The organism is Streptomyces sp. NPDC037410 (genome assembly GCF_055602235.1).
Genome location: NZ_JBVJWR010000006.1, coordinates 348,447 through 375,208 on the forward strand (window position 1 = coordinate 348,447; position 26,762 = coordinate 375,208).

Sequence of the window (26,762 nt, forward strand, 5' to 3'; positions counted from 1 at the left end):
TCCACCACCCTTTCACTACTTGATTAGTGAAAGGGTGGTGGAAGGGATCGTGCTCGAGTACCGCATCGACCGGCGCAGCGGCGTCGCCACCTACCTCCAGATCGTCCAGCAGACGAAGCAGGCCCTCCGGATGGGCCTCCTGGAACCAGGCGACCGGCTGCCCACCGCACGCGAGGTCGTCGAAGCGACGGCCATCAACCCCAACACGGTCCTCAAGGCCTACCGCGAACTCGAACGCGAAGGCCTCGTCGAGGCCCGCCGCGGACTCGGCACCTTCGTCCGCGCCACCCTCGGCACCGGCCCCGCCGACTCGCCGCTGCGCGGCGAACTCACCGACTGGGCCCGCCGGGCACGCGCCGCGGGACTCGACCGGGAGGACGTGGCCGCGCTCTTCACATCCGTACTGAAGGAACACTTCGAGGGGGACGAATGACGGATCCTGTCATCGAGGCGGACGGCCTCGGCATGCGCTACCGACGGCGCGGCGGAGGCTGGGCGCTGAGGGACTGCGCGTTCGCCCTGCCCGCCGGCCGCGTCGTCGCCGTCGTCGGCCCCAACGGGGCGGGAAAGTCGACCCTCCTCGGCCTGGCCGCGGGCCTGCTGCGCCCCACGGAAGGCAGGATCACCGCCCCCGCGCGGGACCGCCTCGCGTACGTCGCCCAGGACAAGCCCCTGTACGGGCAGCTCACCGTCGCCGAGACGCTGCGCCTGGGCCGCGAGCTCAACCCGGACCGCTGGGACCCGGCCGCCGCCGAGCGCATCGCCGGCCCGCTGCCCGGGAACGCCCGGGTCCGCTCCCTCTCCGGCGGGCAGCGCACCCGGCTCGCCCTCGCCCTCGCCCTCGGCAAACGGCCCGAACTGCTGCTCCTGGACGAGCCCATGGCGGACCTCGACCCCCTCGCCCGGCGCGAACTCATGGGCGCGCTCCTGGCCGACGCCGCGGAACGGGGCACGACCGTCGTCATGTCCTCGCACATCCTCACCGAGCTGGAGGGCACCTGCGACCACCTGCTCCTCGTACAGGACGGCCGCATCCGCCTCGACGGCGCCATCGACGACCTGCTCGCCGCGCACACCCTGCTGACCGGCCCGGTCGCCGACCTCGCCCCGCACACGGTCATCGACTCCCGGACGACGGGCCGTCAGCTCACCGCGCTGGTCCGCCGCGAGGGCCCCGTCGAAGGCCCCTGGGACACCACGGACCCCTCCCTGGAGGAACTCCTCCTCGCCCACCTCCGCACCACCGAAGGAGTCCCGGCATGAGCACCCTCGCCCTCAAGGGCCCGCACTGGGTGACGTTCCGGCAGCACCGGCGGGCGCTGTGGTGGTCGCTGGCCCTCGCGGCCTGCGCGGTGGCGGTCCTGGTCGCCTCGCGGATGTGGTGGGACAGCGCGGTGGACGCGCTGCGAGCGGCGGGCTGCACCCCCGACGACTTGGACGGCCCCTGTTTCCAGGCTGAGCGCGACTTCGTCGACGACGGGTGGTCCGCCCGGCATCTCGTCGAGTACACGGCCCTGGGCATGCTCGTCCTGCCCGGTCTGCTCGGGGCCTTCGTCGCGGGCCCGATGCTCGCCCGCGAGCTGGAGTCCGGCACGTACAAGCTGGCGTGGACCCAGTCCGTCAGCCCGGCACGCTGGCTCGCCGCCAAGATCGCGGTCCCCGCCGCACTCACGCTCACGGTCGTCCCCCTCCTGAGCCTGGTCTTCTACTGGTCGTGGTCGACGGGACCGGCCTCGGACTTCCCCACGTACTGGTACGAGCCGACGATGTTCGTCTCGTTCGGCATCGTGCCGGTGGCGCACGCCCTCCTGGGGCTCGCCCTGGGTACGGCCGTCGGCGTCCTCGTCCGGCGCACCGTCGCCGCGATGAGTCTCGCCGCGCTCGTCACCGGCGTGAGCCTGGCCGTCCTCTCCCGGCTGCGCGAGTTCCTTTGGCCGATCCGGACGCTGACCGGCGCCGGACTGTCGGCCGAGGGCCATGCCTGGCCACTGGACCGCGGCATGCTCACGGCATCCGGTGAGCGCATCCTCTGGGAGGACTGCGTCATCGCCCAGCCGGACACGATCAAGCGGTGCATGACCGACCAGGGCGGGATCACCGAGTTCCTCGACATCCACCCCGCCTCGCACTACTGGCCCCTCCAGCTCGTCGAGACCGCCATCTGTCTCGCCGTCGCCGCCCTCGCGGCCCTCGCCGCCTTCCGCGTCCTGCGCTCCCGGCACCCGTAGAACCGCGCCAGGCACCCGTAGAACCACTCCGGGCACCCGTGGAAACCACTCCCGGCGCCCGTAGAGGACACCGCGGACACGCGTAGACAAAGCGGGGGCGGGGGCCCTGACAAGGGCCCCGCCCCCGATTCCCGTACGACATGTCGTCGTTACCGGCCATTCAGACGCGCTTGCGACGCTCACGCAATGAAGCGCTCCGTGTCCACTCCCGGCCGGGTGGTCCTCCCCAAAGGGAGACTGCCCGCCCCCACGGCCCGCTCCGACGCGCCCGATCACCCCTTCGCGCGGAAGAATGGGGCCATGAGCCAGAAGCCCGCCGAGGTCCCGGTCCCGTCCCCCGCCGCGCCGTCCGAGAAGTCGTCCGGAAAGGCCTCCGGAAAGCAGTCCGGAAAGGCGTCCGCGACGCCCGCCGCCGCGACCTCCCTCGGCTCCATGACCGCGCACCGCGCGCACGTCGTCAACGGCACCGTCGTGACCGACATCGACGCCGACCTGGACGCGGACCCCGACACGTACGAGGACGACGGCGCGCTCGGCGACGACCTGCCGCAGGGTCGTTTCCTCGACCGGGAACGCAGCTGGCTCGCGTTCAACGAGCGCGTCCTCGAACTCGCCGAGGACCCGACGACCCCCCTCCTCGAACGGGCCAACTTCCTCGCGATCTTCGCGTCGAACCTCGACGAGTTCTTCATGGTCCGCGTCGCCGGACTCAAGCGCCGCATCGCCACCGGAGTCGCCACCCGCTCCGCCTCCGGCCTCCAGCCCCGCGAGGTCCTCGACCTGATCTGGACGCGCTCGCGCGAGCTCATGGCCCGGCACGCCGCCTGCTACCAGCAGGACGTGGCCCCGGCCCTCGCCGACGAGGGCATCCACCTGATCCGCTGGCCCGAGCTCACGGAGAAGGAGCAGGCCCGCCTGTTCACCCTCTTCCGGCAGCAGATCTTCCCGGTCCTCACCCCGCTCGCCGTGGACCCGGCCCACCCCTTCCCGTACATCTCGGGCCTCTCCCTCAACCTCGCCGTCGTCGTGCGCAACCCGGTCAGCGGGCACCGCCACTTCGCGCGCGTGAAGGTGCCGCCGCTGCTCTCCCGGTTCCTGGAGGCCTCCCCGCAGCGGTACGTCCCCCTGGAGGACGTCATCGCCGCGCACCTGGAGGAGCTGTTCCCCGGCATGGAGGTGCTCGCGCACCACATGTTCCGGGTGACCAGGAACGAGGACCTGGAGGTCGAGGAGGACGACGCGGAGAACCTGCTCCAGGCCTTGGAGAAGGAGCTCATGCGGCGCCGCTTCGGGCCCCCGGTGCGCCTGGAGGTCGAGGAGTCCATCGACCCGTACGTCCTCGACCTGCTGGTCCGCGAGCTGAAGATCTCCGACGCCGAGGTCTACCCGCTGCCCGGCCCGCTCGACCTCACCGGCCTCTTCGGGATCGCCGGGCAGGACCGGCCCGAGCTGAAGTACCCGAAGTTCGTCGCCGGCACCCACCGGGACCTCGCCGAGGTCGAGTCCGCGTCCGCGCCCGACATCTTCGCGGCGCTGCGCGAGCGGGACGTGCTCCTGCACCACCCGTACGACTCCTTCTCGACGTCCGTGCAGGCCTTCCTGGAGCAGGCGGCCGCCGACCCGGACGTCCTCGCGATCAAGCAGACGCTGTACCGCACCTCCGGCGACTCCCCGATAGTCGACGCCCTCATCGACGCCGCCGAGTCCGGCAAGCAGGTCCTCGTCCTCGTCGAGATCAAGGCCCGCTTCGACGAGCAGGCCAACATCAAGTGGGCGCGGAAGCTGGAGGAGGCCGGCTGCCACGTCGTCTACGGCCTCGTCGGCCTGAAGACCCACTGCAAGCTGTCCCTCGTCGTACGGCAGGAGGGCGAGCTCCTCCGCCGGTACTCGCACGTCGGCACCGGCAACTACCACCCGAAGACGGCCCGGCTCTACGAGGACCTGGGCCTGCTCACCGCCGACCCGCAGGTCGGCGCGGACCTGTCCGACCTGTTCAACCGGCTCTCCGGCTACTCCCGCCGCGAGACGTACCGCCGCCTGCTGACCGCCCCGAAGTCGCTGCGGGACGGCCTGGTCTCCCGGATCAACAAGGAGATCGCGCACCACCGCGCCGGGCGGCCCGCGTACGTCCGCATCAAGGTCAACTCGATGGTCGACGAAGCGATCATCGACGCCTGCTACCAGGCCTCCCGGGCCGGCGTCCCCGTCGACATCTGGGTCCGCGGCATCTGCGCCGTACGCCCCGGGGTCACCGGCCTCTCGGAGAACATCCGGGTCCGCTCGATCCTCGGCCGCTTCCTGGAGCACTCCCGGATCTTCGCCTTCGGCAACGGCGGCGAACCCGAGGTCTGGCTCGGCAGCGCCGACATGATGCACCGCAACCTGGACCGCCGGATCGAGGCCCTCGTACGGGTCTCCGACCCGGCGCACCGGGCAGCGCTCACCCGGCTCCTGGAGACCGGGATGTCCGACACCACCTCCTCCTGGCACCTCGGCCCCGACGGGAACTGGACGCGGCACGCGACCGACCCCGAAGGCCGGCCGCTGCGGCACGTCCAGGAGATGCTCATCGACGCGCGGAGGCGCCGGCGTGCACAACCCTGACCACTCGCAGGACGTCACGGCGGGCGAGGTCCTGGCCCCCTACCTGCACGCGCGGGCCGCGGACTTCCTCCGCGGCCTGCGCCTGCACACCGAGAGCGGCTCCGACACGGCCGGAGCGGAGGAGGCCGCCCGTACGCTGCGGGGGGCGGCCCGCCGGATCAGCGGCACCCTCCACACCTTCCGGCCGCTGCTCGACACGGCCTGGGCCGACCAGCTGCGCCCCGAGCTGGCCTGGCTGTCCGGGACGCTGGCCCTGGAGCAGGCCTGCACGTCACGGCTCGTCCGCCTGGTGGACGCACTGTCCCGCCTGTCGAGCGGCAGCGGGCCGGTGCCGGCCGCCCGCGGCTCGGAGGGCGCGGGCCTCACGGTCGGCGCCGCCCGGGCCGGCGCGCTCCTCGAACGCCAGCTGACCCTGGCCCGTACGCGCGCCCACTCGGCCACCCTCCAGGCGCTCGGCTCCGCCCGCTTCCACGCGGTCGCGGACGCCGTCGCGCTGCTCGCCTCGGAGGTCCCGCTCGGGCCTGCGGGCGCGGCCCCGGCCGCCGAGGTCATCGACGCCCCCGCCGACCTCGCCGAACGCCGCCTCCTGGACGCGGTCGCCGCGCTCCCCCTCACCCGGGCGGCCCACCCGTACAACGCCGACGCCCTCGCCCTCGCCGCCGGCGAGGCCCAGGACGCGCCCTGGCACCAGACCCGGCTCCTGCTCCGCCTGCACCGGTACGCCACCGAGGCGCTGCACACCGGCGGCGAACCCGACGCCGTCCTGTACGAGGCGGCCCGGGCCCTGGACCGGCACCGCGACGCGGCGGAGGCCGCTTCGGCGGCGGCCACGGCGGCCCGCACCCCGCGCATCGCCCCCGCGACGGCCTACGCCCTCGGCGTCCTCCACGCCGACCAACGCCACGAGGTGGAGGCGGCACGCTTCGCCTTCCAGCGCGCGTGGCGGCGAACGACGGCCCCCGTCCCATGACCACCACTCCCCCTCCCATCCTGGCGGCGGGCTGCGTCCTGTGGCGTCCGGCGATTTCCGGCCAGGGCATCGAGATCGCCCTCGTCCACCGGCCCAAGTGGGACGACTGGTCGCACCCCAAGGGCAAGCGGAAGCGCGGCGAGACGGCGGAGGCGTGCGCGCTGCGCGAGGTCCTGGAGGAGACGGGCCGGCGCTGCGAGCTCGGCCCCCGCCTGCCGACCGCCCACTACACGGTGGACGGCCGGCCCAAGGAGGTCGCGTACTGGTCGGCCCGGGCGCTGGACGGCGGCTTCATCCCCACCAAGGAGATCGACGCCCTCGTCTGGCTTCCCCCGGCCTCGGCCCGCCCGCGCCTCACCCAACCGAGAGACCGCGACCTCCTGGACGCAGCCATGGCCACCCCCCACCCTTGACGAGCCCGCCCCACCGCGGGCCACACCTGCCCGATCAGCGCCTCGGCCCACTCCCGTGTGGCCCCGCGCCCTCACGGGCGTGGGCGGGGCACCGTCCCGGCGGGCGGGACGCACACGGGCGGGGGGCACCGCCCCCGTGGGCCCGGCCCACACGGGTGCGGAGCGACCGCCCGCGACGGCGACGCACCACCCCCACCACCCCCGCCGCCCGCCCAAGGGCCCCGCACCGGCGCTTCCGGCACGGTTCACTTCCCGTTCACCCTCCCCCGTCGACCGCTTCACCTGTTCTGCCTAATTTCGGCCTTACACGGTGCACGGAGCACAGCGATGCACCCACCAACCGACACACGCCGCCGTAGAACGTTCAGGACACCACGGTCCGCGACAAGGCGGCTTCTGGAAGGAACACCCGAAAGTGAAGCTTTCGCGCAAGAACGGGCTTCGCGCCTCCGCGATCGGTGCCCTCGTCGTCTCCGGTGCGCTCGTCCTCTCGGCGTGTGGCTCGGACAACAACACGGAGACCCCGACCAAGGACGGCGGCACCAAGTCCTCCGCCGCCGGTGCCGCGTCGAACATCGCGTGTGACGGTGCCAAGGGCCAGCTCCTGGCCGCCGGCTCCAGCGCGCAGAAGAACGCGATGGACCTGTGGGTCAAGAACTTCCAGGCCGCGTGCTCCGGCGTCGAGGTCAACTACCAGGCCATCGGTTCCGGCGGCGGCATCACCAAGTTCAACCAGGCCCAGGTCACCTTCGCCGGCTCCGACTCCGCCCTGAAGCCCGAAGAGGTCGCCGACTCGCAGAAGGTCTGCAAGGGCGGCAAGGGCATCAACCTGCCGATGGTCGGCGGCCCCATCGCCATCGGCTACAAGCTGGACGGCGTGGACAACCTGGTCCTGGACGCCCCCACCCTGGCGAAGATCTTCGACACGAAGATCACCAAGTGGAACGCCCCGGAGATCGCCAAGCTGAACCCGGGCGCCAAGCTCCCCGACACCACCATCCAGGCCTTCCACCGCTCGGACGAGTCGGGCACCACCCAGAACCTGGGCAAGTACCTCTCGGCCACCGCGAAGGCCGACTGGAAGTACGACCCGAAGACGAAGTCGTGGCCCGCCCCGGGTGGCCAGGCCGCCAACGGCTCCTCCGGTGTCGCCACCGCGGTCAAGGACGCCGAGGGCTCCATCGGCTACTTCGAGCTCTCCTACGCGACCGCCAACAAGATCTCCACGGTCAGCATCAACACCGGCGCCTCCGCCCCGGTCGCCGCGACCACCGAGAACGCCTCGAAGGCCATCGCCGCCGCCAAGGTCAAGGGCACCGGCAGCGACCTGGCCCTCTCCCTCGACTACACCACCAAGGCCGAGGGTGCCTACCCGATCACCCTGGTCACGTACGAGATCGCCTGCGACAAGGGCAACAAGGCGGACACCCTGCCGACCCTGAAGGCGTTCCTCACCTACACCGCCAGCGAGGAGGGCCAGAAGGTCCTCTCCGACGCCGGCTACGCCCCGCTCCCGGCCGAGATCGCGGCCAAGGTCCGCGCGATCGTCCCCACCCTGTCCTGACCCCCGGCCGGGCCCGGCCCCTCACCTCCCGTGGAGGGGCCGGCCCCGGCATCCGGTGCACCGCCGCCAGGGCCCCCGTACCCCCGCAAGAGACGTACGGGACCCGCAGACCGGAGAAAACCGATGGCTACCACCTCACCCGACATACAGAGGAGCCGGCGCGCCAGCAGCGCGACCCGCCCCGGGGACCGCATCTTCAGCGGTCTGTCCCGAGGCTCCGGCATCACCCTCCTCGTGATCATGGCCGCGATCGCGGTCTTCCTCACCTACCGTGCCGCCCTCGCCATCTCGAAGGACAGCACGAACTTCTTCACCACCTTCGAGTGGAACCCGGCGAACACCCCGCCGGTCTTCGGCATCGCCGTCCTCGCCTTCGGCACCCTGGTCTCCTCGGTCATCGCGATGGTCATCGCCGTGCCCGTCGCGATCGGGATCGCCCTCTTCATCTCGCACTACGCCCCGCGCAAGCTGGCCAAGCCGCTCGCGTACGTCGTCGACCTGCTCGCCGCCGTGCCCAGCATCATCTACGGCCTGTGGGGCGCGATCTTCCTCGTCCCGTACCTGGACGGCCTCAACAAGTGGCTCGACCAGTTCATGGGCTGGACGTACATCTTCGACAAGTCCCAGGACGGCGTCGCCCGCAACATCTTCACCGTGGGCATCCTCCTGGCGATCATGATCCTTCCGATCATCACCAACGTGACCCGTGAGGTCTTCCTCCAGGTCCCGAAGATGCACGAGGAAGCCGCCCTCGCCCTCGGCGCCACGCGCTGGGAGGTCATCCGCATGTCGGTGCTGCCCTTCGGCCGCTCCGGCATCATCTCCGCCTCCATGCTGGGCCTCGGCCGCGCACTCGGCGAGACCATGGCCGTCGCCGTGGTCCTCTCCCCCAGCTTCGTCATCTCGGGCCACCTGCTCGACCCGGGCGGCGGCACCTTCGCGCAGAACATCGCCGCCAAGTTCAACGAGGCCAACGAGTTCGGCCGGGACGCGCTCATCGCCTCCGGTCTCGTCCTCTTCGCCATCACCCTGCTGGTCAACGGCGCCGCCCGCTGGATCATCGGCCGCCGCAAGGAGTACTCGGGGGCAGCGGCATGAGCCACGCCATACAGGATCGTCCGGTCTCGGTCGCCCCGCGCCGCGATCCGCTCTCGCACGCCCGGCTCCCCCGCTGGACCCCGGCCGCCATCGCCGCCGGCTCCATCGCCGGAGCCATCGGCATCGGCCTCGGCGCCGGCTGGCACAGCAAGGTCCAGTGGGGCCTGATCGCCGCGCTGCTCTTCGTCCTCGTCACCTTCGCCGTGACCACCAAGGTCGAGGGCCGCCGCCAGGCCAAGGACCGCGTCGCCACCAGCCTCGTCTGGGTCTGCTTCGTCCTCGCCGTGATCCCGCTGGTCTCCCTCGCCTGGGTCACGATCAGCAAGGGCGCCCAGGTCCTCGACGTCTACTTCCTGACCCACTCGATGAACGGCGTCCTCGACGCCGAGGCCGGCGGCGGCGTCTACCACGCACTGCTCGGCACCATCGAGCAGGTCGGCATCGCCACCCTGATCGCCGCGCCGATCGGCCTCCTGACCGCCGTCTACCTCGTCGAGTACGCCGCCGGCGGCAAGCTCGCCAAGGCCGTCACCTTCTTCGTCGACGTCATGACGGGCATCCCGTCGATCGTCGCCGGCCTCTTCATCCTCGCCACCTGGAACCTGATGCTCGGCTTCGGCCCCTCCGGTTTCGCGGGCTCGATGGCCCTGGCCATCCTGATGATGCCGGTCGTGGTCCGCTCCACCGAGGAGATGCTCAAGCTCGTCCCGAACGAGCTCCGCGAGGCCTCCCTCGCCCTCGGCATCCCCAAGTGGCGCACCATCCTGAAGGTGGTCCTGCCCACCGCGATCGGCGGCATCACCACGGGCGTCATGCTCGCGGTGGCCCGCATCACCGGTGAGACGGCCCCGGTCCTGCTCCTCGTGTTCGGTACGAGGCTCATCAACCCGAACCCCTTCGAAGGCGCCCAGTCCTCCCTGCCGCTCTACGTGTACGAGCAGTACGCGGTCGGCACCGACGCCGCCGTGGCCCGCGCCTGGGCCGCCGCGCTCGTCCTGATCGCCTTCGTCATGATCCTCAACCTGGTGGCCCGCGGCATCGCCCGCTGGAAGGCCCCGAAGACCGGCCGCTGAGGCATCCGATATTCGGCTGCCGCCGAGTGGCGGCCCTCTGGAAGTGAATTGATATGGCCAAGCGAATCGACGTCAGCGGCCTCTCCGCCTACTACGGCGCCCACAAGGCGATCGACGACATCTCGATGACCGTCGAGCCCCGCTCCGTGACGGCCTTCATCGGCCCGTCCGGCTGCGGCAAGTCCACCTTCCTGCGCACCCTGAACCGCATGCACGAGGTCACCCCCGGCGGCCGCGTCGAGGGCAAGGTGATGCTCGACGACGAGAACCTGTACGGGACGAACGTCGACCCGGTCGCCGTGCGCCGCACGGTCGGCATGGTCTTCCAGCGCCCCAACCCCTTCCCCACCATGTCGATCTTCGACAACGTGGCGGCGGGCCTGCGCCTCAACGGCAAGTACAAGAAGTCGCAGCTCAACGACATCGTCGAGCGGTCCCTCAAGGGCGCCAACCTCTGGAACGAGGTCAAGGACCGCCTGAACAAGCCGGGCTCCGGCCTCTCCGGCGGCCAGCAGCAGCGCCTGTGCATCGCCCGCGCCATCGCGGTCGAGCCGGACGTCCTGCTGATGGACGAGCCCTGCTCCGCCCTCGACCCGATCTCCACCCTCGCCATCGAGGACCTGATCGGGGAGCTGAAGGAGCGCTTCACGATCGTCATCGTGACGCACAACATGCAGCAGGCGGCCCGCGTCTCGGACCGTACGGCCTTCTTCAACCTGGCGGCCGTCGGCCAGCCCGGCAAGCTGATCGAGCTGGACGACACCGAGCGCATCTTCTCCAACCCCAGCGTCCAGGCGACCGAGGACTACATCTCCGGCCGCTTCGGCTAAGACCCGTCTTGTGGTGCTGCATGGCGGTGCCACCACAAGACGAAGGGCCCGGCTCCCCCACAGGGGAGCCGGGCCCAACCATTTCGCGTACGACCAGGGGTCCTACCCGAAGAGCAGCTGCACCACGTAATAGCTCGCGGCAGCGACAAGGGCTGCCGCCGGCATCGTGATGAACCAGCCCATGACGATGTTCTTGGCGACGCCCCAGCGGACCGCGTTGATCCGCTTCGTCGCGCCCACGCCCATGATCGCCGAGGTGATGACGTGCGTCGTGGAGATCGGCGCGCCGAACATCAGGCCCGCGCCGAACATGATCGACGCACCGGTCGTCTCGGCGGCGAAGCCCTGCGGCGGGTCCAGCTCGATGATCTTGCGGCCGAGGGTCCGCATGATCCGCCAGCCACCCGCGTACGTGCCGAGGGAGAGCATCACCGCGCAGACGATCTTCACCCACACCGGGATCGGGTCGTCGGCCCCCTGGACGTCCGCGATGACCAGGGCCATCACGACGATGCCCATCGTCTTCTGCGCGTCCTGCAGACCGTGGCCGAGGGCCATGCCGGCCGCCGACACGGTCTGCGCGATACGGAAGCCGCGCTTGGCCTTGTGCGGGTTGGCCCTGCGGAACATCCACAGGATCGCGGTCATCACCAGGTAACCGACGATCAGACCGATCACCGGCGAGAGGAACATCGGGATGACGACCTTGTCCAGGACACCCGACCAGATGACCTCCGTGCCACCCGCGAGCGCCGCGCCCACCATGCCGCCGAACAGCGCGTGCGAGGAGGACGAGGGAAGACCGAAGTACCAGGTGACCAGGTTCCAGACGATCGCGCCGAGCAGCGCGGCGAAGAGGATGCCCATCCCCTTGTCGCCGGTGGGCGTCTCGATGATGCCCTTGCTGACGGTGTGGGCGACCCCCTGGCCGAGGAAGGCACCCGCGAGGTTCATGACGGCCGCCATCGCCAGCGCCGCCCGGGGGGTCAGCGCCCGGGTCGACACCGAGGTGGCGATGGCATTGGCGGAATCGTGGAAGCCGTTCGTATACGTGAAGCCGAGCGCGACACCGATGGTCACGATCAGAGCGAAGGTGTCCACGAAGCTCAGGACTCCTTGACCGCGATGGTCTCCACCGTGTTGGCCACGTGCTCGAAGGCGTCGGCCGCCTCTTCCAGCACATCCACGACCTGCTTGAGCTTCAGCACCTCGATGGCGTCGTACTTGCCGTTGAAGAGGTGGGCGAGCAGCTTGCGGTGGATCTGGTCCGCCTGGTTCTCGAGACGGTTGACCTCGATCCAGTACTCGGTGAGGTTCGCCATCGTCCGCAGGTTCGGCATGGCCTCGGCGGTCAGCTCGGCCGCCCGGGCCAGGACCTCGATCTGCTGCTCGACACCCTTGGGGAGCTCTTCGATGTTGTAGAGGACGACCAGGTCGACGGCCTCTTCCATGAAGTCCATGATGTCGTCGAGGGACGAAGCGAGGGAGTAGATGTCCTCGCGGTCGAACGGTGTGATGAAGGAGGAGTTCAGCTGGTGGAAGATCGCGTGGGTGGCGTCGTCACCGGCGTGCTCCGCTGCCCGCATCCGCTCCGCGATCTCGGCCCGGGCGGAAGGCTCCGCTCCGAGCAGTTCCATCAGGAGCTTGGAGCCCGTGACGATGTTGTCCGCGGACGCGGCGAACATGTCGTAGAAGCTCGTCTCCCTGGGGGTCAGACGAAATCGCACGTGAGGTCCTCGGGGTGCTGGAATTCGGTCAGGCTGATGCTAGGCGCATCATCCGGCCACGGCTAACCGGCGTCTCTCAGTGTCGCCCATCAGGCACAGTGAACTGCAGCGGGCCCCCGCCCGGACCGGCGGGGATCGGTACCATATACCCACGAGGGGTATACCACCCCTTATCTGGACAACGGGAGGACGCGATGACGACCACCGAGGCGGACCAGGTCACCCCCGATTCCGTCGGGGCCGTCGGCGCCGTCGAGCCGGCCGACCACGCGCACGGCGTGCACGGCTACCACAAGCAGAAGGACGAGCACCTCAAGCGGCTGCGCCGGATCGAGGGCCAGATCCGGGGCCTCCAGCGGATGGTCGACGAGGACGTCTACTGCATCGACATACTCACGCAGGTCTCCGCCTCGACGAAGGCGCTCCAGTCCTTCGCCCTCCAGCTCCTGGAGGAGCACCTGCGGCACTGCGTCGCGGACGCGGCGGCCACCGGCTCGGGCATCGACGAGAAGGTCGAGGAGGCCACGAAGGCCATCGCCCGCATGATGCGCACCTGAGGCGGGCGGGGCGGGAGCGTACGGGCCGGAGTCCCACCGCTCCGGGCGAGGCGGGACGAGACCGTACGGCCGGAGTCCCACGGCTCCGGTCGGGGCGGGAGCGTACCGCTGCAGTCCCACCGCTCCGGTCGGGGCGGACCGTACGGCTGGCGCTCCTCCGGGGCCGGCGGGGCGGACCGCACCGTCAGCCCTCCTCCGCCGCCCGCTCCGCCTCCACCCTCAGCACCTCGTCGATCCGGTCGGCGCTCAGCCGCTCCCCGTCGGCGGCCGACGCCGCGATGATCAGCTCGCCGCAGAGCTCGATCTCGGCGAGGGCGACGCAGTCCGGGTCTGCGGGCACGGTTGCTGTACCGGGCGGGGCCACGCGCATCCACCTCTTCCTGCCGGCGTCGGTCTCCCAACGGCATCCCAGCGTAGGGACGGGCCCACGCACCGCGCATGACACGTCTGGACCATTTTGCCGATGGTCCGTGCCGCCACCGGGGCGCCCGGTCAGGTCTCGATCTTCCCGGCGTAGATGTCGCGGCGGTCCGGCAGCGTCACCTCGACGGGGACCCCGAAGCCGTACAGCAGGGTCGTCGAGGCGACCGCGACGATCCGGCCCTGGTTGCTGAAGCTGAACTGGTGGCGCACCTTCCGCAGCCTCCCCTCCGCGTCGAGGTACGCGTCGAAGGGCACCGTGTCCTTGGCGAACCCTTTCGCCGCCGCGGCGAGCGCCCCGCGCAGCTGCGGCGAGGCGGCCCGGGCGGCATGGGCGATGTCGGCGACCCCCCGGTAGTGGCCGACTTTCACCCCCGCCAGTTCGACCTCGCCGAGGTACGTGACCTCGCGGGCGCCCCGCAGCAGCTCCGCCGCGGCGGCCGGGTCGGTGGCCCCGCCGGTGACGAGGTTCCCGTCGTCGAGGGTGGTGGTGTCGACGCGGACCCACTTGTCGGCGGGCACTCCGGCGCCCCGGTTCTTCATGTAGAGCGCGCCGGGAGTGAGGAGCTCGGTGATCGGCCGGTGCTCGCTCGCCCCTGCGGGGTCCTTCGGCAGCAGCACCTGGAGCCGTCCGGTGCGGCGCCGGAAGTCGTAGCCGCCCTCGCCCCTGATGGTGACCCGGGTCCCGCCGGCGGCCATCTCCATGGAGGTGCTGGCCTTGGAGGTGCCGGCCCTCGCCAGCGCGTCGGCGGCGTTCCGTACGGCGAGGGCGGGGTCGGCCGCCGACTTCGGGTCCCCGGGGGCGGCACAGCCCGTGACCGCCGCGGCCGTGACGAGGGAGCCGACCAGCACGGCGGTGACGGCGAGCGCCCCGCTCCCCGAGCCCCGCGGACGCCCGTACCCCTGCTCCACCATCGCCGCCAACCCCCAACGCCTCACCGCTGTTTGCCCGGGACCCGCGCCTCCCCGGGACCCGCGGGTCCGGGGACACCCGATCCGCATAACGACGGTGGGGGCGAGCCGTCACGCGCAGTACGGTGGTGGGGTGCACGCGCAGGGTTCCCCCCACACCACGACGACGACGGAGCGCGGCTCGTTCGCGCTGGCACGGTGCAGCTGCGGCTGGACGGGCCCGGCCCGCAGATCCCGCGACAAGGCCCGTACGGACGCCGCGGAGCACCTCCGTACCAGCGGCTCCTAGGCGGCCAGGTCCTTCTGGCCGGTGCCGCCGGCGGGGCCGCCGACGCGGGGCTCGGGGATGCCGACGGCCTCGGGGCGGCGCGGCGCGTCGGCGCGGCGGGAGCGGACGAGCCGGGCGGCGCGGCCGGAGCGGGCGACGGCGGAGACGACGGGCGTGAGCAGGGCGAGCGCGACGGGGGCGAGGAGCAGCGCCACGGCCGTGCCGAGGGCGAAGCCGCCGATCACGTCGGTCGGGTAGTGCACGCCCATGTAGACCCGGGCGAAGCCCTCGGCGAGGGCGAGGGCGATGGCGGCGAGGCCGAACTTGCGGTGGGCGACGAAGAGGCCGACGCCGAGCGCCATCGTCAGCGTGGCGTGGTCGCTGACGAAGGAGAAGTCGGTCTTCCCGGCGACGAGGACTTCGAGGCCCTGATGGTCCTTGAAGGGTCTGGGGCGCTCCACGAAGCCGCGGATGGGGATGTTGACCAGCAGGGCGATGCCGGCGGCCAGCGGGGCCCAGACGAGGCCGGCGACGGCCGAGACGGAGTCGGCGAGGGTGCCGCGCCGGCGGACGCTCCACCAGCACCAGAGCACGACGAGGACCATCGCGAGCACGATCCCGTACTCGCCGACGACCTCCATGACGCGGTCGAACCACGGCGGAGCGGCCTTGGCCAGTCCGTTGATGTCGTAGAGCAGGCCGACATCGGGGTTCGAGCCGTCCGATGCGAGTCCAGCCATCTGCTGCGGCCCCTTGCTCTCGTGTCTGGTTTCCAACCCCCGTGGTCAGAGTGGTCGGATCAGGGAACGAACCGCCTGAGGCGCACGTTCCGCTGTCTCCGGTGGATCACGACGACGTTATACAAGAGTGACGGCCGACCGCAGCTCAGGGCCCGTGCATGACGGAGAGTTCCGGCCATGCCCGATACGCCCTGAGTCGAGCCGCCGGCCGTCCGACGGCTCGTCTGCTTCCCTCAGGTCTGCGGGAGATGGGTGGGCAGCGCCGCCGCGCCCTCCCTGGTGACCCGGGTGGCCCCGAAGTAGTCAGGGGTGTCGATCCGGTCGAACCGGATCACCGCGCCGGTGCGCGGGGCGTCGATCATGTAGCCGCCGCCGACGTAGATGCCGACGTGCCGGATGGCCCGCGAGTTGGTCAGGTCGTCCGAGAAGAACACCAGGTCGCCGGGGAGTAGCTCGCCCCTGCTCGGGTGCGGTCCCGCGTTGTACTGGTCGTTGGCGACGCGCGGCAGCTGCACGCCGACGCTGTCGTACGCGGCCTGCGTGAGCCCGGAGCAGTCGAACCGCCCGTTCTGCGCGGCCGTGCCCGTACCGCCCCAGAGGTACGGGGTGCCCAGCTTCTCCTGCGCGTACTGGATGGCGGACGCGGCCTGCTGCGAGGGCGCGACGCGGCCCACCGGGCGGGCGAAGCTCTTCTCCAGGGACCGGATGATGCGCACGTAGTTCTGCGTCTCGCTGATGGGCGGCACGCCGCCGTGCCGGATCACCCGGTACGCGCCCGCGTTGTACGCGGCCAGCATGTTGCTCGCCGGGTCCCCCGGCACGTCCTTCACGTAGCGCGCCAGTTCGCAGTCGTACGAGGCGGCGGAGGGGATGGCGTCCTTCGGGTCCCAGATGTCCCGGTCGCCGTCCCCGTCACCGTCGATGCCGTGCCCGGCCCAGGTGCCGGGGATGAACTGGGCGATGCCCCGGGCGTCGGCCGGGGAGACGGCCCGCGGGTTCCAGCCGCTTTCCTGGTAGAGCTGGGCGGCGAGCAGGGCCGGGTTGATGGCGGGGCACAGGTTCCCCCACCGCTGCACGAGGCCCTGGTAGAGCGCGGGGACGGACCCCTTGGCGAGAGCGACGGCCCCGCCCTTGCCGTCCACGCCGCCGGCGATCCCGGCGGCCGCGGAGTACGTGCCGACGACGAGCAGTGCGACGAAGCCGAGACAGACCCCTAAGGTCCCGCCGGCCCACATCCACGCCTTGCCAGCCCTACGCACCGTCAACCACCCCTCGGTTCATGGCAGTACGCCCGGACGGTCAGTCTAGGCGGCGGGGTGCCCCCGAGGGGGCGCCTCGCGCGCACTGCGTCCGACGCGGCCCCAAGAGTGCAACAACGACAATCATTGCCCGGAGTCACTCTCCGTGATACACAGAGTGACCATACGCTTCTTCGCATGGAAACCGGCCACACCACCGCAGGTCAAGACGGTCAGATCGGTCAAGTGTGCGGGGATCGGGTAAAGAGAGCCGCCAAGCCGTCACACGTGAGCGGTTTCATCAGCGAAGATAGGGCGATGACCCATGCCGTCCGGCAGGGGCGACCAAGTACCCAACAGGGGCGGTGAGTTACATGTACCTGGCGGCCGAGAAGGGCGACATCTCCACCATCATCGGTGGAATCGCCCCGAACTGGGGGCCTTTCGGGAGCCTCGGCGCCGAGGCGAAGGTGATGATCGAGGTCGTGATGGCCGTGGCCATCCTGCTCTGCCTCGGCATCGCCATCTGGGGAGCGGCCAAACAGCGCATCGGCGCGACCGCCCTCCGCGACACCTTCAGCGCGGAACAGGGCAAGGGCCTGATCGTCGCCGGTCTGACCGGCGTCTTCATCATCGGTTCGCTGGGGACACTGTTCACCATCGTGTACGGGATGGCCGTCTGATCTCCCGTCGGACCCGACCTTCCTGAGAATGCGTTCCCTGATGCCCAGTCATGGTGAAGCACGGCCGTACCCGCGAACGAGTGAGGGGGCGTACCCGGCATGAGTCCCGGCGACGAGCACGACAGCTTCGGCGGCGTGGGCGGCTCGGGCCAGACCCGGACCCGCCTGCCCGAGGGCAACAGCGGCGACGTCTACGGCGGCGCCCGCCGCCCCGTCCGCAGCTCCCGATCCCTCCTCACGGTCGTCGGCGTGGTGGTCCTCCTCGTCGCCGCCATCGCCTTCGCCAACCGCGGCGGAGGCGAACCCGCCGACGCCGCCGGCGCCCGCTCCGGCACCCCCGGCCGCACGGCCCCCACCTCCGCGACGGGCGTCCACCCCGTCACCGGCAAGAACGGCACGATCCCCACGGGCTACGCCCACGACGACCAGGGCGCCCAGAGCGCGGCGACGAACTTCGCGGTGGCGCTCGGATCGGTGGAGATGTACAACGCCGAACGGCGCCGCGAGATCGTCCGCACCGTCCACGCGCCGGCCGTCGTGGACGACCTGCTCGGGAAGTTCGACTCCGCCTACAGCGCCGACTTCATGACCGGTGCCGGACTCAACAAGGACGGCACCGCGCCGTCCGGCATGACGCTCGTGTCACGCACCATCCCGATCGGCGCCAAGGTCCGGGACTACACGGAGAACTCCGCGACGGTCGAGGTCTGGTGCACCAGCCTCGGCGGCCTCGCCGGCCAGGGCTCGACCAGGCCCGTCACCTCCACCTGGTTCACCATCACGGAGAAACTCACGTGGGTCGGGGGCGACTGGCGCGTGGAGTCCTCCACGCAGACCGACGGCCCGACTCCGGTCAACGGCGACAACCGCGCCTCCATGGCCGAGGAGATCGCCGCGGCCGTCGAGGGATACGGAGGGTTCACCTATGCCCGCTAACCGAAGCGCAGGACGACGGGCGAGCACGATCGTGACCGCCTTCCTCGTCCTGTTCCTCTCCCTCCTGCTCGCGCCGGCCGCTCAGGCGGCTCCCACACCGACGCCCACGGCGCCCGGGGCTTCCGCGACCAAGAGCCCGAGCGACAACGACTGCAGGTTCCTGGTCGGAGAGCCCAGGACCCTCTGCGAGAGGAGCAAGCCGGGCGGCGGCTCGGCACCGCTCCCCGAGACCAACGACGCGCCGGACCCCCTCGCCTCCCTCGCCCGCGGCTTCGCCGACGCCGCCGTCTCCACCATCGACTACCTCTCCAAGGCCGTCAAAGAGACCGCCGACGTCGACTTCACCAACATGCAGTTCCTCGGCCGCTACGCCATCGTCTTCGCCGCCGCCACCTTCCTCACCCTCCTCCTCTGGCTCCTCGCCGTCGCCAAGCGGGCCGTCCGCGGCGTCCCCCTCACCACGGCCCTCTCCGAAGCCATCGGCTTCCTCTGGCTGACGGTCCTCGCCTCCGCCTTCACGCCCCTCATCCTCTACACCGTCGTCAACGCCACCGACGCCATCACCGAGGTCATCGCCTCCGGCACCGGCCAGCAGACCGACATCTTCTTCGGCAGCTTCAAGGAGGCCCTCCAGAAGGGCGACAGCATCGGTGGCGGCCCCATCATGCTGATCATCGTGTCCCTGGTGACCGTCCTCGCGGCCGGCGTCCTCTACCTGGAGCTGTTCCTCCGCGCCGTCCTGCTGTACGTCGGCGCCCTCCTCGGCGTCGTCGTCTACTCCGGTCTCGTCGACAAGAACATGTGGGGCCACGTCCGCCGCTGGGCCGGCATCATGATCGCGGTCATCCTCGTCAAGCCGGTCATCGTGATCGTCCTCGGCCTCGCCGGCGCACTGTCCTCCGACACCGGCCCCAACTCGGTCTCCGCCGTCGTCTCCGGCCTCTCGATCATCCTCCTGGCCATCTTCGCCTCCGCGATGATCTACCGCTTCGTCCCCGGCTTCGGCGACGAGATCGCCGCCTCCCGCGACAACCGCCTCCACCGCGCCGGCGAGAACGCGGCCGCCGCCGTCATCTCCTCCCCCGCCTCCCTCGTCTCCCAGGGCATCAAGACCCACAGCACCCGCGACAGCGGAGGCGGAGGCGGCACACAGGCGGCCCGACCCGCCAACCCCGTCTCCGGCGGCATGGCCGCCCACAGCAGCCGCGGCGGAGGCGGCTCCACCGGCGGCGGCTCCACGCCCCCACCCCGTAGCAGCAGTCCCACCGCGGGTACCCCGCACAGCAACCGCAAGAACTCTGGAGGTGCAGGGCGTTGACGACCCAGTCCCAGCCGGTCGCGCCCCGCCGCACGTATCTCGTCGGCCGCGCCCGGCCCAACGCGATCGTCGGCAAGAACCGCGAGACCGGCGAGATCGCCCTGATCATCGTCGGCGCCTTCCTCGGCATGATGAGCGGACTCCTCGTCCCCGCCCTCCCCCTGCGCATCGCGCTCCTCGCGGGCCTGCCCATGCTCGCGATCGCCGCCGTGTACCTCCCGTACAAGCACCGCACCTTCTACAAGTGGTTCGAGATCAACCGCAGCTACAAGCGGATGCTCAAGCGCGGCACCACCTACCGTTCCGTCGCCTCCGAGGCCGGCACCCGCCTCGACGGCCGCGAGGTCGAGGTCGGCCCGCCCCCCGGCATCGGCGGCGTCGGCTGGCTCGCCGCCCCCTTCGGCCCCGACGAGATCGCCGTCCTCCTGCACGCCGACCGCCGCACCGTCACCGCCGCCATCGAGATCGAGGGCCCCGGCGTCGGCCTGCGCGACAGCGAGGACCAGGAGGCCCTCGTCGACCGCTTCGGCACCCTCCTCAAGCACGTCGCCAACGGCGACGGCTTCGTCACCCGCCTCCAGATGCTCGCCCGCACCCTCCCCGCCGACCCCGACGCCCACGCCAAGGACGTCGCCCAGCGCGGAGACACCCAGGCCCCCGCCTGGCTCCAGGAGTCCTACGACCAGCTCCAGTCCATGGTCTCCACCTCCAGCGAGCAGCACCGCGCCTACCTCGTCGCCTGCATGCACTACACCCGCGAGCTCGCCGCCGAGGCCAACGCCATGGCCCGCGCCGCCCGCCACGCCTCCGGCGCCCGCAAGCTCGACCGCGACGCCGGCCTCGCCGTCGTCATGGCCCGCGAACTCACCGACATCTGCGCCCGCCTCGCCGAGGCCGACATCCGTGTCCGCCAGCCCCTCGGCCAGTCCCGCCTGGCGTCCCTCGTGCACTCCATGTACGACCCGGACCACCCCATCGACCACATCCAGGCCATGACGAAGCGGAACGCCTGGCCCGCCGAACTCGACGCGATGGAACCGACGTACCTCCAGGCCAAGACCCGCGAGTCCTCCACCCGCGCCCCCTGGTGCCACGCCACGGCCTGGGTGAAGGAGTGGCCGATGACCCCCGTCGGCGTCAACTTCCTCGCCCCGCTCCTCGTCCACACCCCCGACGTCATCCGCACGGTCGCCGTCACCATGGACCTGGAGCCCACCGAGGTCGCCATCGAGCGCATGCTCACCGAGAAGACCAACGACGAGGCCGACGCCAGCCGCGCCGCCAAGATGAACCGCACGGTCGACCCCCGCGACATCGCCGCCCACGGCCGGCTCGACCAGCGGGGTGAAGATCTCGCCAGCGGCGCGGCAGGAGTGAACCTCGTCGGGTACATCACGGTGTCGTCGCGTTCGCCCGAGGCCCTCGCCCGGGACAAGCGCACGATCAGGGCCTCCGCCGGCAAGTCGTATCTGAAGCTGGAGTGGTGCGACCGCGAGCACCACCGGGCCTTTGTGAACACCCTGCCGTTCGCGACCGGCATCCGCCGCTAGGGCCGAAGGGGCACAGACCCATGCGAGACCCGCTGTCCGTCCTCACCGACGCCTTCACCGCCTTCCTCTTCGGGAAGGTGGAGACGACCCGCCTGCCCGTCCGCACCTCCACCGGGCAGGCCCAGGCCGTCTACCTGCCGACCGCCGCGCCCGGCCTCGGCGACTCCGGCGTCATCATCGGCCGCGAGGTCTACAGCGGCAAGGGCTACATCTACGACCCCTTCCAGCTGTACGGGCAACAGCTCCCCGCCCCGCACTGGCTGGTCCTGGGCGAGTCCGGCAACGGCAAGTCGGCCCTGGAGAAGACCTACGTCCTCCGCCAGCTCCGCTTCCGCGACCGGCAGGTCGTCGTCCTCGACGCCCAGGGCGAGGACGGCGTCGGCGAATGGAACCTCATCGCCCAGGAGCTGGGGATAACCCCCATCCGCCTGGACCCGATGGTCGCCAACGACGCCGGCATCCGCCTCAACCCCCTCGACCCCTCGATCACCACCACGGGCCAGCTGGCCCTCCTCCGCACCATCATCGAGGTGGCGATGGGCCACGGCCTCGACGAGCGCTCCGGCTTCGCGCTCAAGGTCGCCCACGCGTACGTCACCGAGCACACCACCGACCGCCAGCCGATCCTCACCGACATCGTCGAGCGCCTGCGCCACCCGGAGGCCGAGTCGGCCGAGGCGATGAACGTCGACATAGACGATGTACGGGCCTGGGGCCTGGACGTCGCCCTCGTCCTGGACCGCCTGGTCGACGGCGACCTCAGGGGCATGTTCGACGGCCCGACCACGGTCGGCATCGACCTCGACGCCCCGCTCATCGTCTTCGACCTCTCCCACATCGACCGCAACTCCATCGCCATGCCCATCCTCATGGCGATCGTCGGCGTCTGGCTGGAACACACCTGGATCCGCCCCGACCGGAAGAAGCGCATCTTCCTGGTCGAGGAGGCCTGGCACATCATCAACAGCCCCTTCGTGGCCCAGCTGTTCCAGCGGCTCCTGAAGTTCGGCCGCCGCCTCGGCCTGTCCTTCGTCGCCGTCGTCCACCACCTGTCGGACGTGGTCGACGGAGCAGCGGCGAAAGAAGCGGCGGCGATCCTCAAGATGGCCTCCACCCGGACCATCTACGCCCAGAAGGCCGACGAGGCACGCAACACCGGCCGCGTCCTCGGCCTGCCCCGCTGGGCGGTCGAGATCATCCCGACCCTCACCCCCGGCATCGCCGTCTGGGACGTCAACGGCAACGTGCAGGTGGTCAAACACCTCATCACCGAGAAGGAACGCCCGCTCGTCTACACCGACCGCGCCATGACGGAGTCCTCCGTCACGGACCCGGAACTGGAGTGGGAGACCGAACAGCGGGCCATCCTCATCGAGCAGCAGATGAACGGCACTTCGCAGTCGACGGTGGCGTAGATGGAACCGGAACGGAAGGGAGGAGGGGGAGGGATCTCCGACGGGCTGCTCCTCAGCCTGTTCGCCCTCCTCCTCGGCCTCACGCTCCTGGTGTGGACGGCGACCGGCCTCGCGGGCCTCCTCGCCCACGGCGCCTGGCCGCAGAACGTCGCCTTCACCGGCACCCCCTCGGCCCTCCGCTCCCTGGCGACGGCCCCGACGGACCTCCCGTCGGCCTGGCCGACCACCCCGCCGAACCAGCTCTCGGGATACGGCCTCTTCTGGGGCCTGCTGATCGGCGAGGCGATGATCTCCATGGTCCTCGCCGTCTTCGCCCTCGGCACCCTGACCCGCTGGCGCGCGGTCCGCGCGAATCGAAAGGCGGGGGCGTACGACGCAACGCCGCATCCGGTACGGGAGGAGGCGGCTGTACGGAAGGACGCGACCGTACGGAAGGACGCGGGGCTACGGGACGAGCCGACCACACCCCCGGCCCCACGCCGCCCGACGGAGGAGCACCCCCCGACGACACCGGCGACGGCCCCACCAGTGGCCCCATCAATGGCCGCACCGGTGACCCAACCGGTCACCCCATCCCCCTCCCCCTCCCCCATAACCACCCCCGGCACCGTCTACGGCCCCCCGGAGACCCGCCGACCGGCCGCCGTGCAGACGATCCTGGACGCGGAGGGCCCGGTCCTGGTCGTCACCTCGGACCCCGCCGTCTGGTCCTCGACGAAGGACGCGCGCGGCAAACTCGGCCCGGTCCTGGTCCACGACCCCGGCCACCTCTGCGACACCCCCGCCCGGCTCCACTGGTCGCCGGCCGAGCACTGCGAGGACCCGGCGGTGGCGCAGGAACGCGCGATCGCCCTGCTCGCCCCCGTACGCCCGCACTCCCGCCTGGACGCGGCCACCGCCGACACCGCGGAGACCCTGCTGCGCTGCTGGCTGCACGCCGCGGCCGTCGACGGCCGGCCGTTCCGGCAGGTCCACCGCTGGGCGCAGGGCGCGGGCGCCCACGAGCCCGTACGCATCCTCCGCAGCCACCCGAAGGCCGCCTCGGGCCTGGCGGGCCTCCTGGAGTCGGCGCTCACCGCGCACCCCGAAACCCGCCGCATGGCCCAGGAACTGACGGCCCGTGCGCTGGAGGCCCTCTCCTCGATCCACATCAGGGAGGCGTGCGTACCTAATCGAACTGATTCGCTGGCGCTCGCATCTTTCCTCGCCGAAGGGGGCACGCTCTACGTGGTGGGCGAGGCGATCGAGGACCCCCGCACCCACCCCGGCGCGATGCCGCTCCTCACGGCCCTCGCCGCAAGCGTGGTCGAGCACGGCCGCCGCATGGCCGCACGGTCATCCGACGGTCGGCTCGACCCACCACTGACCCTCGTCCTCGAAGACGTGGCCGCGGTGGCCCCCCTCCCCCAGCTCCCGGACCTCCTGACGGCGGGCCACCACCAGGGACTCCCGACCCTGGCCCTGATGCGCTCAGAAGAACAGGCCAAGAGCCGCTGGCGGGACGGCGCCCCTAGCCGCGCCTAGGCTCCCGCGCCTGAACCCCCACCCACCGAAGGCCGCACCAACTCGAACTCCAGCTCCTGCGCGACGTCGTCCCCCGGCACGGCGACCCGATCCCCCGTGGCAACGAACCCGAACCGCCGATAGAACGCGGCCGCCCGCCCGTTCTCCTCGTGCACATACAGCCGCACCCGCTCGACCACCGGCTCGGACAGCGACCACGACCACTCCACCCCCGCCCGGAACAGCGCGTCGATGACCCCCGTCCCGCGCGCCTCGGGCCGTACGTACACCGCGACGATGTGCGTCTGCTCGGTCGACGCCGCCTCACCGAACCGCACCTCGTCCGAGGGCCGTTCCAGGAGCAGCGAGATCGTGCCGGCCCAGCGGCCGTCCGGCCCCTCGGCCACGAACTGCCGCACCTTCCCGTCGCCGCTCTCGGACGCGCCCTCCGCCCGCTCCTTCCAGAAGGCGTCGGGCCGCTCGACGGCCGCCTCGTACGTGTCGAGGAAGGCCAGGTGCGCGATCGGGTCCTGGAGGGCGGCCAGCCGGATCTCGCGGGTCTTCTCCCACTCGTCGGCGCGGATGGTGCGTATCGAATAGTCCATGCCGTGATCCTGACGAGCCCCGCACCCTCCTGACAAGGCGATTTCCTCCTCCGTAGTACCGGAGTACGACCCACGCCCACCCCAGGTCCGACGCGCGGCCCGCCCGCCATGGGGATGATGACGGGATGACCACGGAGGAGACCCCGCAGCCGCCGCCCGCCACCACGGCCCCGAGCCGGCACGCCCAGCGTCTCCTCGCCCGCGTACGGGCCTTCGACCCGCGCCACCCCTGGGTGTGGGACGCCACGGTGACCGTCTCCTGGACGGTCGCGGCCCTCGTGGACGCCGACGGCGGCTGGCTGACCACCGCCGTCGACCCGTCCGTCCCGGTCTGGCTCGTGGCCACCCTGTCCGTGGCCCTCTCCGTGCCGCTGTACTGGCGCCGGCGCCACCCGACGGCCGTCCTGGCGGTGATGGCCTGCGCGGCCCTGGTCGCCGACGCCTCGGGGGCCTTCCTCCAGTCCGCGTACCTCCAGATGCTCCCGGTCTTCCACATCGCGCTCAGCCGCCCGCCGCGCGCGCTCCCGTGGGCCCTGGCCCTGATCCTGCCGCCGCTCGTGACGGGAGCGGTCCGCTTCCCCTCGGGTGCCGTGGACCAGCGGGTCGTCCCCGCCCTGTGGGCGTACGCCCTGGCCGCCCTCCTCGGCATCGCGGTCCGCTCCCGCAGGGACGAACGCGCCCACGAGGTCCGCCTGGCCGCCACCGCCGAACGCGCCCGTATCGCGCGCGAGATGCACGACACCATCGGCCACAACCTGTCCGTCATCACCGGCCTGGCGGACGGCGGCCGGTACGCGGCGGCGAAGAACCCCGAGCGAGCCGCCCAGGCCCTCGAAGCCATCGGTACGACGAGCCGCCAGGCCCTCGCCGAACTCCGCCGGCTCCTCAGCGTCCTCCACGACGAGGACGCCGAGGGCCCCGAGGAGGCGACCCGCACCCCGCAACCGACCCTGACCGACCTGGAACGCCTGATCGCGGGCGTACGGAAAGCGGGTCTACCGGTCAGGGCCGAGTTGCCCCCGGCCGGGCGACCCGCGCTCTCCGCCGGCGCCCAACTGACGGTCTACCGCGTGCTCCAGGAAGCCCTGACGAACACACTGAAGCACGCGGGCCCCGGCGCGACGGCGTCCGTCCGCCTCTCGTACGGCCCCGGGGCCCTGGAGTTGGCCGTCACCGACACCGGCACCCGGTCGGCCATGCCCGGCCGGGGCCAGGGCATCACCGGAATGCGCGAGCGCGCGGCCCACTACGACGGCACACTCGAGACCGGCCCGCTGCCGACCGGCGGCTGGCGGGTCGCACTCCGCATCCCCCTGGAGGACTCGCCCTCGTGACGACCGTACTCATCGCCGACGACCAGCCGATGCAGCGCCTCGGCTTCCGCATGCTCCTCGAGAGCCAGGACGACATGACGGTCGTCGGCGAGGCGTCGAACGGCACCGAGGCGATCCACCTGGTCGACCGGCACCACCCGGACGTCGTCCTGATGGACATCCGGATGCCCGGCCTGGACGGCATCGAGGCCACGCGCCGCGTCGTCGCCACGGGCGCCCGCACCCGGATCCTGATCGTCACGACCTTCGACCTCGACGAGTACGCGTACGACGGCCTCCGCGCCGGCGCGAGCGGCTTCCTGGTGAAGGACGCCCAGCCGGAAGAACTCCTCGCGGGCATCCGCGCGGTGGCCGCCGGCGACGCGGTCGTCGCCCCGAGCCTCACCCGCCGCCTCCTGGACACCTACATCCACCACCTTCCGGCGCCCGCGACCGCCCCACGCCCGGAGGAAGACCCCCGTCTCGCGCCCCTCACGGACCGGGAGCGCGAGATCCTCACCGTCATCGGCAAGGGCTGGAGCAACGCGGAGATCGGGGAACGCCTCCACCTGGCGGAATCCACGGTGAAGACCCACGTGGGCCGAGTCCTCGCCAAGACCGGCACCCGCGACCGCGTCCAGGCGGTGATCCTGGCCTACGACACGGGCCTGGTGACCCCGGCGCCGTGACCCCGCGAAATCCCCAGAACGCAAAAATGCCTCAACCCCCGGACAAGGTCCGGGGGTTGAGGCTAAAAATTGTTCGGCGGCGTCCTACTCTCCCACAGGGTCCCCCCT

27 protein-coding genes are annotated in these 26,762 nt (G+C 71.3%); 20 read left to right on the plus strand and 7 right to left on the minus strand.

From position 1 onward, the window contains the following. The first annotated feature begins 49 nt into the window (after positions 1-49). From ACZ7HT_RS13130 to pstB, 10 genes are all read left to right on the plus strand, one after another. The gene (locus ACZ7HT_RS13130) at positions 50-433 is read left to right on the plus strand and encodes a GntR family transcriptional regulator (RefSeq protein WP_389236998.1); all 384 of its coding nucleotides are present in this window, start codon (positions 50-52) and stop codon (positions 431-433) included. Continuing rightward, entirely contained in the window at positions 430-1,263 is an 834-nt protein-coding gene (locus tag ACZ7HT_RS13135; RefSeq protein ID WP_471163977.1) for an ATP-binding cassette domain-containing protein, read from the plus strand. Before ACZ7HT_RS13130 ends, ACZ7HT_RS13135 begins: the two co-directional genes overlap by 4 nt. Continuing rightward, positions 1,260-2,228, plus strand: coding sequence for an ABC transporter permease (locus ACZ7HT_RS13140; RefSeq protein ID WP_471163980.1), 969 nt, complete (start codon positions 1,260-1,262; stop codon positions 2,226-2,228). Before ACZ7HT_RS13135 ends, ACZ7HT_RS13140 begins: the two co-directional genes overlap by 4 nt. Positions 2,229-2,528: 300 nt before the next feature. Beyond that, positions 2,529-4,832: an RNA degradosome polyphosphate kinase gene (locus tag ACZ7HT_RS13145; protein ID WP_471163983.1), complete on the plus strand. Its 2,304-nt coding sequence runs from the start codon at positions 2,529-2,531 to the stop codon at positions 4,830-4,832. Continuing rightward, entirely contained in the window at positions 4,819-5,802 is a 984-nt protein-coding gene (locus ACZ7HT_RS13150) for a CHAD domain-containing protein (protein ID WP_471163985.1), read from the plus strand. Before ACZ7HT_RS13145 ends, ACZ7HT_RS13150 begins: the two co-directional genes overlap by 14 nt. Then, entirely contained in the window at positions 5,799-6,215 is a 417-nt protein-coding gene (locus ACZ7HT_RS13155) for an NUDIX hydrolase (protein ID WP_471163988.1), read from the plus strand. The genes ACZ7HT_RS13150 and ACZ7HT_RS13155 overlap by 4 nt, the downstream gene beginning before the upstream one ends. Positions 6,216-6,630: 415 nt before the next feature. Beyond that, positions 6,631-7,779 carry a phosphate ABC transporter substrate-binding protein PstS gene (pstS, locus tag ACZ7HT_RS13160; RefSeq protein ID WP_471163991.1) on the plus strand — a complete coding sequence of 383 codons (1,149 nt, stop codon included), beginning with the start codon at positions 6,631-6,633 and terminating at the stop codon, positions 7,777-7,779. A 123-nt stretch (positions 7,780-7,902) separates the two neighbouring features. Continuing rightward, positions 7,903-8,877, plus strand: a complete 975-nt coding sequence (gene pstC / locus ACZ7HT_RS13165) for a phosphate ABC transporter permease subunit PstC (RefSeq protein ID WP_471163994.1) — start codon at positions 7,903-7,905, stop codon at positions 8,875-8,877. Further along, entirely contained in the window at positions 8,874-9,950 is a 1,077-nt protein-coding gene (gene pstA / locus ACZ7HT_RS13170) for a phosphate ABC transporter permease PstA (protein WP_471163997.1), read from the plus strand. Before pstC ends, pstA begins: the two co-directional genes overlap by 4 nt. A gap of 53 nt (positions 9,951-10,003) precedes the next feature. Then, positions 10,004-10,780 (plus strand): phosphate ABC transporter ATP-binding protein PstB, encoded by a 777-nt coding sequence (pstB, locus tag ACZ7HT_RS13175; protein WP_266894552.1) that lies wholly within the window; start codon positions 10,004-10,006, stop codon positions 10,778-10,780. Positions 10,781-10,882: 102 nt separating this feature from the next. On the opposite strand, the gene ACZ7HT_RS13180 is transcribed toward pstB, so the two are convergent. Further along, positions 10,883-11,881 (minus strand): inorganic phosphate transporter, encoded by a 999-nt coding sequence (locus ACZ7HT_RS13180; protein WP_471164001.1) that lies wholly within the window; start codon positions 11,879-11,881, stop codon positions 10,883-10,885. Between the two features lie 5 nt (positions 11,882-11,886). Continuing rightward, positions 11,887-12,507, minus strand: a complete 621-nt coding sequence (locus ACZ7HT_RS13185) for a DUF47 domain-containing protein (RefSeq protein ID WP_116159771.1) — start codon at positions 12,505-12,507, stop codon at positions 11,887-11,889. Positions 12,508-12,701: 194 nt separating this feature from the next. On the opposite strand from ACZ7HT_RS13185, the gene ACZ7HT_RS13190 reads away from it, so the two are divergent. Further along, entirely contained in the window at positions 12,702-13,064 is a 363-nt protein-coding gene (locus ACZ7HT_RS13190) for a metal-sensitive transcriptional regulator (protein ID WP_471164004.1), read from the plus strand. A 184-nt stretch (positions 13,065-13,248) separates the two neighbouring features. On the opposite strand, the gene ACZ7HT_RS13195 is transcribed toward ACZ7HT_RS13190, so the two are convergent. Together ACZ7HT_RS13195 and ACZ7HT_RS13200 are read right to left on the minus strand one after the other, a co-directional pair. Next, positions 13,249-13,434 (minus strand): hypothetical protein, encoded by a 186-nt coding sequence (locus ACZ7HT_RS13195; RefSeq protein ID WP_471164007.1) that lies wholly within the window; start codon positions 13,432-13,434, stop codon positions 13,249-13,251. Positions 13,435-13,556: 122 nt separating this feature from the next. Next, positions 13,557-14,399: an SCO4651 family lipoprotein gene (locus ACZ7HT_RS13200; RefSeq protein WP_471164010.1), complete on the minus strand. Its 843-nt coding sequence runs from the start codon at positions 14,397-14,399 to the stop codon at positions 13,557-13,559. 130 nt (positions 14,400-14,529) lie between these two features. Between ACZ7HT_RS13200 and ACZ7HT_RS13205 the strand changes: the two genes are divergently transcribed. Next, positions 14,530-14,685: a hypothetical protein gene (locus tag ACZ7HT_RS13205; RefSeq protein WP_471164012.1), complete on the plus strand. Its 156-nt coding sequence runs from the start codon at positions 14,530-14,532 to the stop codon at positions 14,683-14,685. Here the strand turns inward: ACZ7HT_RS13205 and ACZ7HT_RS13210 are convergent. Next, the gene (locus ACZ7HT_RS13210; RefSeq protein WP_471164014.1) at positions 14,682-15,404 is read right to left on the minus strand and encodes a phosphatase PAP2 family protein; all 723 of its coding nucleotides are present in this window, start codon (positions 15,402-15,404) and stop codon (positions 14,682-14,684) included. The two genes, ACZ7HT_RS13205 and ACZ7HT_RS13210, sit on opposite strands and share 4 nt — an antisense overlap. 233 nt (positions 15,405-15,637) lie before the next feature. Next, positions 15,638-16,639, minus strand: coding sequence for a C40 family peptidase (locus ACZ7HT_RS13215; RefSeq protein ID WP_471164068.1), 1,002 nt, complete (start codon positions 16,637-16,639; stop codon positions 15,638-15,640). A gap of 377 nt (positions 16,640-17,016) precedes the next feature. On the opposite strand from ACZ7HT_RS13215, the gene ACZ7HT_RS13220 reads away from it, so the two are divergent. The 6 genes from ACZ7HT_RS13220 (at position 17,017) to ACZ7HT_RS13245 (ending at position 24,068) form a co-directional block, all read left to right on the plus strand. Next, positions 17,017-17,325, plus strand: a complete 309-nt coding sequence (locus ACZ7HT_RS13220) for a hypothetical protein (RefSeq protein WP_116159777.1) — start codon at positions 17,017-17,019, stop codon at positions 17,323-17,325. 99 nt (positions 17,326-17,424) lie between these two features. Next, complete coding sequence (locus ACZ7HT_RS13225; protein ID WP_471164016.1) at positions 17,425-18,261, plus strand: DUF8175 domain-containg protein; 837 nt, start codon at positions 17,425-17,427, stop codon at positions 18,259-18,261. After that, on the plus strand, positions 18,251-19,579 hold the full coding sequence (locus ACZ7HT_RS13230; RefSeq protein WP_471164018.1) for a hypothetical protein: 1,329 nt from the start codon (positions 18,251-18,253) through the stop codon (positions 19,577-19,579). The genes ACZ7HT_RS13225 and ACZ7HT_RS13230 overlap by 11 nt, the downstream gene beginning before the upstream one ends. Next, complete coding sequence (locus ACZ7HT_RS13235) at positions 19,576-21,129, plus strand: SCO6880 family protein (protein WP_471164021.1); 1,554 nt, start codon at positions 19,576-19,578, stop codon at positions 21,127-21,129. The genes ACZ7HT_RS13230 and ACZ7HT_RS13235 overlap by 4 nt, the downstream gene beginning before the upstream one ends. A 20-nt stretch (positions 21,130-21,149) precedes the next feature. Then, a complete protein-coding gene (locus tag ACZ7HT_RS13240; RefSeq protein ID WP_471164024.1) occupies positions 21,150-22,544 on the plus strand; it encodes an ATP-binding protein in 1,395 nt (464 codons plus the stop codon). Further along, positions 22,545-24,068 (plus strand): type VI secretion protein, encoded by a 1,524-nt coding sequence (locus ACZ7HT_RS13245; protein ID WP_471164026.1) that lies wholly within the window; start codon positions 22,545-22,547, stop codon positions 24,066-24,068. It abuts the gene before it with no gap. Here the strand turns inward: ACZ7HT_RS13245 and ACZ7HT_RS13250 are convergent. Next, complete coding sequence (locus ACZ7HT_RS13250; protein ID WP_471164029.1) at positions 24,065-24,652, minus strand: GNAT family N-acetyltransferase; 588 nt, start codon at positions 24,650-24,652, stop codon at positions 24,065-24,067. The genes ACZ7HT_RS13245 and ACZ7HT_RS13250 overlap by 4 nt on opposite strands. 125 nt (positions 24,653-24,777) lie before the next feature. On the opposite strand from ACZ7HT_RS13250, the gene ACZ7HT_RS13255 reads away from it, so the two are divergent. After that, positions 24,778-25,986 carry a sensor histidine kinase gene (locus ACZ7HT_RS13255; protein WP_471164032.1) on the plus strand — a complete coding sequence of 403 codons (1,209 nt, stop codon included), beginning with the start codon at positions 24,778-24,780 and terminating at the stop codon, positions 25,984-25,986. Beyond that, entirely contained in the window at positions 25,983-26,654 is a 672-nt protein-coding gene (locus ACZ7HT_RS13260) for a response regulator (protein WP_471164035.1), read from the plus strand. The genes ACZ7HT_RS13255 and ACZ7HT_RS13260 overlap by 4 nt, the downstream gene beginning before the upstream one ends. The last annotated feature ends 108 nt before the right edge of the window (positions 26,655-26,762 follow it).